This is a genomic window from Actinotalea sp. C106 (genome assembly GCF_023630195.1).
Classification (GTDB): Bacteria; Actinomycetota; Actinomycetes; order Actinomycetales; family Cellulomonadaceae; genus Actinotalea.
Genome location: NZ_JALPKN010000166.1, coordinates 1 through 6,974, shown reverse-complemented (window position 1 = coordinate 6,974; position 6,974 = coordinate 1). Strand labels below are relative to the sequence as shown.

Below are 6,974 nucleotides of genomic sequence, written 5' to 3'. Positions count from 1 at the left end.
GGGGTCAGATGGTGACCCCGATCGACGCCGGCCCGCAGGACCGGCGTCACCCGCCCCAGCCGGGTCCAGCCGGGGCGGGCCGGGCCGGGCCGGGCCGGGTGGAACTGAGGCTGTGGACCGGGCCGCGGACCGGCCTATGCCGCGGCTGCTGCGGGCACCGGTCGCAGCGAGCTCTCGCCGCGCTCCCACGCCTCGAGGATCCGGCGCCCGGCCAGTCCGTCCACGGCCAGGCAGGCCGCCGCCCCCCACAGGACGTCCTCGCGCAGGGCCGGCTCGTCCTCGGCCAGCGCCCCGGCGAGGTCCCGACCGGCGATCTGCTCGTGCACGGCGTCAGCCTCGACGTGCTCGTCGAAGTAGGCCGTGACCTCCGGCCCGTGCCCCACCCGGCGGAAGCCGTTGCTGAGGTGCCGGTTGGGCACCGAGGAGGTCATCTCGAAGGCCGCGAGGTGCCCGGTGATCGCACCCCGCAGCCGACGGTTCAGGCCGAACATGCTCATCATGGTGACCGAGGCGAGGGTCGAGGCCGGGACCCGGTCCAGGTAGGTCCCGTCGTGGTCGTCCAGCCCCATGGCGCGCAGGGTCGAGCCGAAGAGCTCGGCGTGGACGTAGCCCGGGCGCCCGCCGCCGTACTCGTCGGCCTGGATCTCCACGAGGGCCGACTTGGGCCGGCCGGTCAGCCGCGGCAGGGCCCAGCTGTGCGGGTCGGCCTCCTTGAGGTGGTAGATCGAACGGTGCATCGCGAACTCGTCGACCTGCTCGGCGGTCGCGCGCCTGGCGATGTGGCGGGCCAGGCTCGGACCGTCCTCGGCGCTGGTCAGCTCGAACAGCGCGCGGGCGATCTCGTCGGCGGTCCGGGCCTCGGTCTGCGGGACGGGGACCCGGGCACGCAGCTCGGCCTCGAAGGCCTCCTCGAGCACCCCGCGGGCGGCGATGAGGTCGGGGTGCCACTCCCAGGCGTCATCCACCCCGTCGATGCCGCGGTAGTGCAGCTCGTAGAGCGAGAGCAGCGTGAGCTGGACGTCCTCGTCCTCGACGACGTCTCGGCTCGACGCGGCGGCGGTGCGGGCCGCCTCGACCAGGGCCGGCGCGGGACCGGGCGCACCGTCGAGGACGGCGAGCAGGTGGGTGCTGAGAGGGCCGCGAGGGGTGGGGCGACGCATGGGTTCTCCTGAAAGATCGTGCTGCGCCCCGGGCCGGGCGGCCGATGGGGCGGGTGGGGAGCGTCAGGTTCGCACCCCGTCCGGAGGTCCGCATCTGGAACCGTTCAACGCGCGGGAGGCTGGCCGGCAGGGTTCACTTCACGGGTGACGACCTCCCCGACCGGGCACGACGACGCCGGCCATCCCGCCGCGCCCACCTCCGCCGGAGCCCCCGCCCGGCCTGCCACGCCGTGGGCCAGCATCACCGCCTGCCCCGACGGACCGCTGCTGGTCCGGGGCGACGTCGAGATCCTCGGCCCCGACGGCACGCCGGCGCCCCGGCAACGCCCGACCGTCGCGCTGTGCCGCTGCGGGGCCTCAGGGATCAAGCCGTTCTGCGACGGCAGCCACAAGGTCGTTGGGTTCCGCACCGACGACGAGGACCTCTGAGGCCTGGGCACCGACCGGCTGCACCCGTGAGGCCGTCGCAGACCGGGTCGGGCCCCGCCCTCAGGACTTCTTCGGAGCGGCCTTCTTCGCGGGGGCCTTGGCCTTGGCCGTGGTCTTCTTGGCGGGTGCGCGGCGGGTGGTCTTCTTCTTGACCGGACCGCGGGCCCGCTTCTCGGCGAGCAGCTCGGCCGCGCGCTCGAGGGTGACCGACTCGACGGCGTCCTCCTTGCGCAGGGTCGCGTTGCTCTCGCCGTCGGTCACGTACGGGCCGAACCGGCCGTCCTTGACCACCACGGGCTTCTTGCTCACCGGGTCCTCACCGAGCTCGCGCAGAGGCGCGGCGGCCGACGCCCCGCGCCCACGCTTGGGCTGGGCGTAGATGGCGAGGGCCTCCTCGAGGGTGATGTCGAACATCGCCTCCTCGGTCGGCAGGGTCCGGGAGTCGGTGCCCTTCTTCAGGTAGGGGCCGTAGCGGCCGTTCTGCGCCGTGATCGGGTCCCCCGACTCGGGGTCGGTGCCGACCACCCGCGGCAGGGACAGCAGGCGCAGCGCGTCCTCGAGGGTGAGGGTCTGCAGGTCCATCGTCTTGAGCAGCGAGGCCGTGCGCGGCTTCGGCAGGGCGGCCAGGGCCTTCTTGCGGGCCGCGGCCGAGAGCCCCTCGTCGAGCTCGGGCTCGGGCAGCACCTCGGTCACGTACGGACCGAACCGTCCCTTGCGCGCGATCACCGAGTGACCGCTCTCGGGGTCCTCGCCCAGCACGATGTCACCCTCGGGCTGGCTCTCGATGAGCTCGCGGGCCTTGTCGACCGTGAGCTCGTCGGGGGCGAGGTCGTCGGGGACCGAGGCACGGCGCGCCTCCTCGCCCTCGGCTCCGGGCACCTCGAGGTAGGGGCCGTAGCGCCCGACCCGCAGGGTGATGCCCTCGCCGATGTCGATCGAGTTCACCTCGCGCGCGTCGATCTCACCGAGGTTCGCGACGAGCCCCTGGAGACCGCCGCCCTGGGGTCCGGCCGTCGCGCCCTGAGCAGCCTTGCCCCCGGCACCGAAGTAGAACTGGGTGAGCCACTCGACACGGTCCTTGTCCCCCGCGGCGATCGCGTCGAGGTCGAGCTCCATCGAGGCCGTGAAGTCGTAGTCGACCAGGCGGTCGAAGTTCTCCTCGAGCAGCCGGATCACCGCGAAGGCCAACCAGCTCGGCACGAGCGCCTGACCACGGGAGGTCACGTAGCCCCGGTCCTGGATCACCGAGATGGTCGCGGCGTAGGTCGAGGGACGACCGATGCCGCGCTCCTCGAGGGCCTTGACCAGGCTCGCCTCGGTGAAGCGCGGCGGCGGGGAGGTCGAGTGCCCGTCGGCAGTGAGGTCCGTGCCGGTGAGGGCGTCTCCCTCGGCCATCTGCGGCAGCCGGGTCTCGCGCTCGCCCTTGGTGCTCGCGGCCGCACCCTGCTCCTCGGCGTAGCGATCGAGGTCGCGCCCCTCCTCGTACGCGGCGAGGAAGCCGCGGAAGGTGATGACCGTGCCCGAGGCCGAGAAGACCGCCTGGGTGGTGCCCTCCTCGAGGGCGACGTCCGCGCCGAGGCGGACCGAGGCGGTCGAGCCGCGCGCGTCGGCCATCTGCGAGGCGACGGTGCGCTTCCAGATCAGCTCGTAGAGCCGGAACTGGTCCCCGGAGAGCTCCTTGGCCACCTGGGCCGGGGTGCGGAAGTGGTCACCCGCGGGGCGGATGGCCTCGTGGGCCTCCTGGGCGCCCTTGTTCTTCGAGGCGTAGACGCGTGCCTTGTCGGGCACGAACTCGGGGCCGTAGAGCTCGGAGGCCTGACGGCGGGCCGCGTCGATCGCCTGGCTCGAGAGCGCGGGCGAGTCGGTACGCATGTAGGTGATGTAGCCGTTCTCGTACAGGCCCTGCGCGGTGCGCATGGTCTGGCGCGAGTTCATCCGCAGCTTGCGGCTCGCCTCCTGCTGGAGGGTCGAGGTGGTGAACGGCGCTGCGGGACGGCGGGTGTACGGCTTGGTCTCCAGGCTGAGGACGGCGAAGGACGCCTCCTGCAGGCCGGCGGCGACCGCGGTGGCCCGCTGCTCGTCGAGGTGCGCGACGTCGGCGTTGCGGAGCTGGCCGCGGTCGTCGAAGTCCCGTCCGGTGGCCACCCGGCGGCCGCCGAGCTGGGACAGGCGCGCGCCGAACGAGCCCTCCTCGGTCTCGACCGAGGGCGAGGACTGGGCGAAGGTGCCGGTCACGTCCCAGTAGTCCGCGGCGCGGAAGGCCATGCGCTCGCGCTCGCGCTCGACCACCAGGCGGGTCGCGACCGACTGGACGCGGCCGGCCGAGAGACCCTGACGGACCTTGCGCCACAGCACCGGGGAGATCTCGTACCCGTAGAGGCGGTCCAGGATGCGGCGGGTCTCCTGGGCGTCGACCAGGCGGTCGTCGACGTCGCGGGTGGCCTCGAGGGCCCGGCCGATGGCCTCCCGGGTGATCTCGTGGAAGACCATCCGCTTGACCGGGACCTTGGGCTTGAGCTCGGCCAGCAGGTGCCAGGCGATGGCCTCGCCCTCGCGGTCCTCATCGGTCGCGAGGTAGAGCTCGTCGGCGTCCTTGAGGAGCTTCTTCAGCTCGGAGACCTTCTTCTTCTTGTCCGCGTCGACGACGTAGTACGGCTCGAAACCGTTCTCGACGTCGACGGCGAACTTGCCGAAGGGGCCCTTCTTCATGTCCGCGGGCAGCTCGGAGGGCTGCGGCAGGTCCCGGATGTGGCCCACCGAGGCCTCGACGGTGTAGCCGTCACCCAGGTAGCTGGCGATCGTGCGCGCCTTGGCCGGCGACTCGACGATCACGAGCTTGCGACCAGCCGGCATGCGGACCTGCTTCCTTCGAGAGGATCAGACGGAACGTGGGCGCCCCAGGTGGGGACACCCGTCGATCGGGCACTCTACGACCTCGCGTCAACCACGGTGACGGACGTCCCGCCGCCCTGTGGAGCGGCGCGAGACCCTCAGCGTCCCACGGTTCAGCGTGGGGGCCCTGCGGCGGGCCCGCCCGTCGGCCACGTGGCCGAGGGCCGGGGGGCGACCTCGACCACCCGTGGCTCAGCCGCCTGGCGCAGCAGGAGGAGCAGCGCGAAGGCCACGCACACCACGGCCACGACCCCCAAGGATCCGCTCGCGTAGGCGATCGTCATCTCTCGGGAGGAGGTCAGCCCGCCGTCGACCCCGCCGAGGCTCTCGCGCAGGGACAGCGCCGTGCCCAGCCCCGCGAGCACCCCCGCCAGGAGCAGCCCGACGACGACGAGGACGGTGCCGCGCGGACGCTCAGGGCCACGGACCGCCCTGCCGTGGCTGCCGATCGCGCTGGCCAGCCCGGCCCACGCCAGCACCACCAGCATCGCCGCGACCGCGTCGCTCGGCCGGTGCCACCTTCCGACCAGGGTCGAGATCCCCGTCGCGCAGGTGTAGGCGACGCCGACCACCGCGGCGAGGGGCCGGAGCCGGCGGGGCACCACGAAGAGCAGCGCCGCCGAGACCGAGGCCGCCGCCGTGGTGTGACCGCTGGGCAGCGCGTTGTCGAGGGTGTCCCCGACGCCGAGGTCGGGACGGTCGAAGACCACGTGCTTGAGCAGCTGGGTGGTCAGGTTCGCGCCCCCCATGAGCACAGCGACCTGGACGGCGAGGACCACCCGTCGTTGGAGCACCGCGAGCAGCATCGCCGCGACGAGGACGATCGCGATGAACGGGAGCGAGATGACGTCCAGCACGGGCTCGGCGACCTGCCACAGGGTGGTGCGGCCGTAGCGCGAGCCGTCGAAGGCCGCCTGGTCGAGGGTCTGCCCGCGCTGCGTGGTGACGAAGAAGCGCCACATGACCCACACGCCGACGGCCGCGACGATCGCCACGACCACAGCAGGGGCACGGTGGCCCTCGCGGCGGATCACCGAGGGCTTGGCGTGGTCCCGGGTGGGGTCGGCCGATGCAGGGGTCACCCGCCCTAAGGTATTCGAGGTCTGGTCAGGTCCCGTGCACACCCGCGCCAGGTCCCGTGCACGCCCGGGTCAGGTCACGTGCAGGAACCCGTCGCGCGCCAGCCCCCTCACCTCGGGCAGCAGCTCGGCGGCCAGGGCGTCGGCAGGCACGTCGAGGAGGGCCGCGACTCCCCCGATGATCTGCCCGACCGTGAGCTCGCCGTCGCAGGCCCCGACCAGGCCCGCGAGCGCCGTGCCGGCCCGCACCGAGCGGCCGAAGCCGTCGCCCTGGCGCAGCAGCACCACGGTGGGGTCGCTCGCACCGGGGGTCAGGTGCCGCTCCTCGGTCACGTCGGGGGCCACGAGGAGCCGGCGGTCGGCGAGGTCCGCGTCGGTGAGGGCCTCGAGGGTGTCGTGGGCCGCGAGGCAGGTGGCGAGGTGCGCCCCGAGGGGCTGGCGGACCGGGCCGGACCACTCCTCCAACCGGCGCAGCGTGGGCGGGCCGGAGAGGGGACGACGCAGCAGTACCAGGCCGAAGCCCACGGCGTCGACCTCCCGGGAGGCGAAGTCCTCGAGCCACGCGCCGTACGCGGCGGCCCAGGCGGCGGGGTCGCGGTCCGGGGTCGAGCCTCCGTCGCGCAACCAGGTCTCGGCGTACTCGGCCGGGTCCTGGGCCTCGCGCTGCACCACCCAGGCGTCCAGGCCTGCCTCGTCGACCCAGGCACCGACCCGCTCGCGCCAGTCCGCCCCGCGGCGGTGCTCCCAGTTGCCGAGGAGCTGGGCGACGCCCCCGGGGGCGAGCACGCCGCCGACCTCCCGGACCAGGTCGCGGACCAGGTCGTCCCCGCTGCGCCCGCCGTCGCGGTACTCGTAGCGAGGCACGGGCTCCCCCGACGGCTCACCCGCCCCCTGACCCGGCTCGTGTCCTGCGGACCCCGCCCCCCGCGGGGTGATGACGAACGGCGGGTTGGAGACCACCAGGTCGAACAGCCCGTCGGCCGGCTCGAGCATCGACCCCTGGCGCAGGTCGAGCTCGACCTCGGCGAGGGCCGCGTTGAAGGCCGCGAACCCCAGGGCGCGCGAGGAGATGTCGGTGGCGACGACGGCGTCGCTGTGCCGGGCCGCGTGCAGGGCCTGGATCCCGCAGCCGGTGCCGAGGTCCAGGGTGCGCCGACGGTGGTCCCGCACCGTGACCTGGGCGAGGGTGGCCGAGGCCCCGCCGACGCCGAGCACGTGGTCGGCGCGCAGGGCTCCCCCGGTCGCGAGCTCGCCGAGGTCCGAGGCGAGCCACCAGGTGACCGGGCCGCCGGCGTCGGTAGCCGAGACGGGGCGCAGGTCCACCAGGGCGCGGACCTCGTCCTCGGGACCGGTGCCCGCGACGCGCACCAGCCCCAGGCGGGCGGCGCCGTCGGACCCCAGGGTGGGTAGGGCC

The 6,974-nt window shown here is 73.8% G+C and carries 5 protein-coding genes; 1 reads left to right on the top strand and 4 read right to left on the bottom strand.

Going from position 1 to position 6,974, the window contains the following annotated elements; translation table 11 throughout:
• Window positions 1-134: 134 nt before the first annotated feature.
• Window positions 135-1,160, bottom strand: coding sequence for an iron-containing redox enzyme family protein (locus L0B03_RS11675; protein ID WP_250445962.1), 1,026 nt, complete (start codon window positions 1,158-1,160; stop codon window positions 135-137).
• Between the two features lie 144 nt (window positions 1,161-1,304).
• On the opposite strand from L0B03_RS11675, the gene L0B03_RS19590 reads away from it, so the two are divergent.
• Window positions 1,305-1,589: a CDGSH iron-sulfur domain-containing protein gene (locus L0B03_RS19590; RefSeq protein WP_250445960.1), complete on the top strand. Its 285-nt coding sequence runs from the start codon at window positions 1,305-1,307 to the stop codon at window positions 1,587-1,589.
• 60 nt (window positions 1,590-1,649) lie between these two features.
• Here the strand turns inward: L0B03_RS19590 and topA are convergent, their stop codons facing one another.
• The 3 genes from topA to L0B03_RS11655 all read right to left on the bottom strand — a co-directional run.
• Window positions 1,650-4,442, bottom strand: a complete 2,793-nt coding sequence (gene topA, locus L0B03_RS11665) for a type I DNA topoisomerase (protein WP_250445958.1) — start codon at window positions 4,440-4,442, stop codon at window positions 1,650-1,652.
• Window positions 4,443-4,594: 152 nt separating this feature from the next.
• Window positions 4,595-5,563, bottom strand: coding sequence for a phosphatase PAP2 family protein (locus L0B03_RS11660; RefSeq protein ID WP_250445957.1), 969 nt, complete (start codon window positions 5,561-5,563; stop codon window positions 4,595-4,597).
• Between the two features lie 69 nt (window positions 5,564-5,632).
• Window positions 5,633-6,974, bottom strand: a 1,342-nt coding sequence (locus L0B03_RS11655; RefSeq protein ID WP_250445956.1) for a methyltransferase, incomplete at its 5' end; no start/stop codon positions are given.

Bases quoted from the DNA above. Each gene is read 5' to 3' on its own strand.
- topA (WP_250445958.1), bottom strand. From the start codon at position 4,442: ATGCCGGCTGGTCGCAAGCTCGTGATCGTCGAGTCGCCGGCCAAGGCG.
- L0B03_RS11675 (WP_250445962.1), bottom strand. From the start codon at position 1,160: ATGCGTCGCCCCACCCCTCGCGGCCCTCTCAGCACCCACCTGCTCGCC.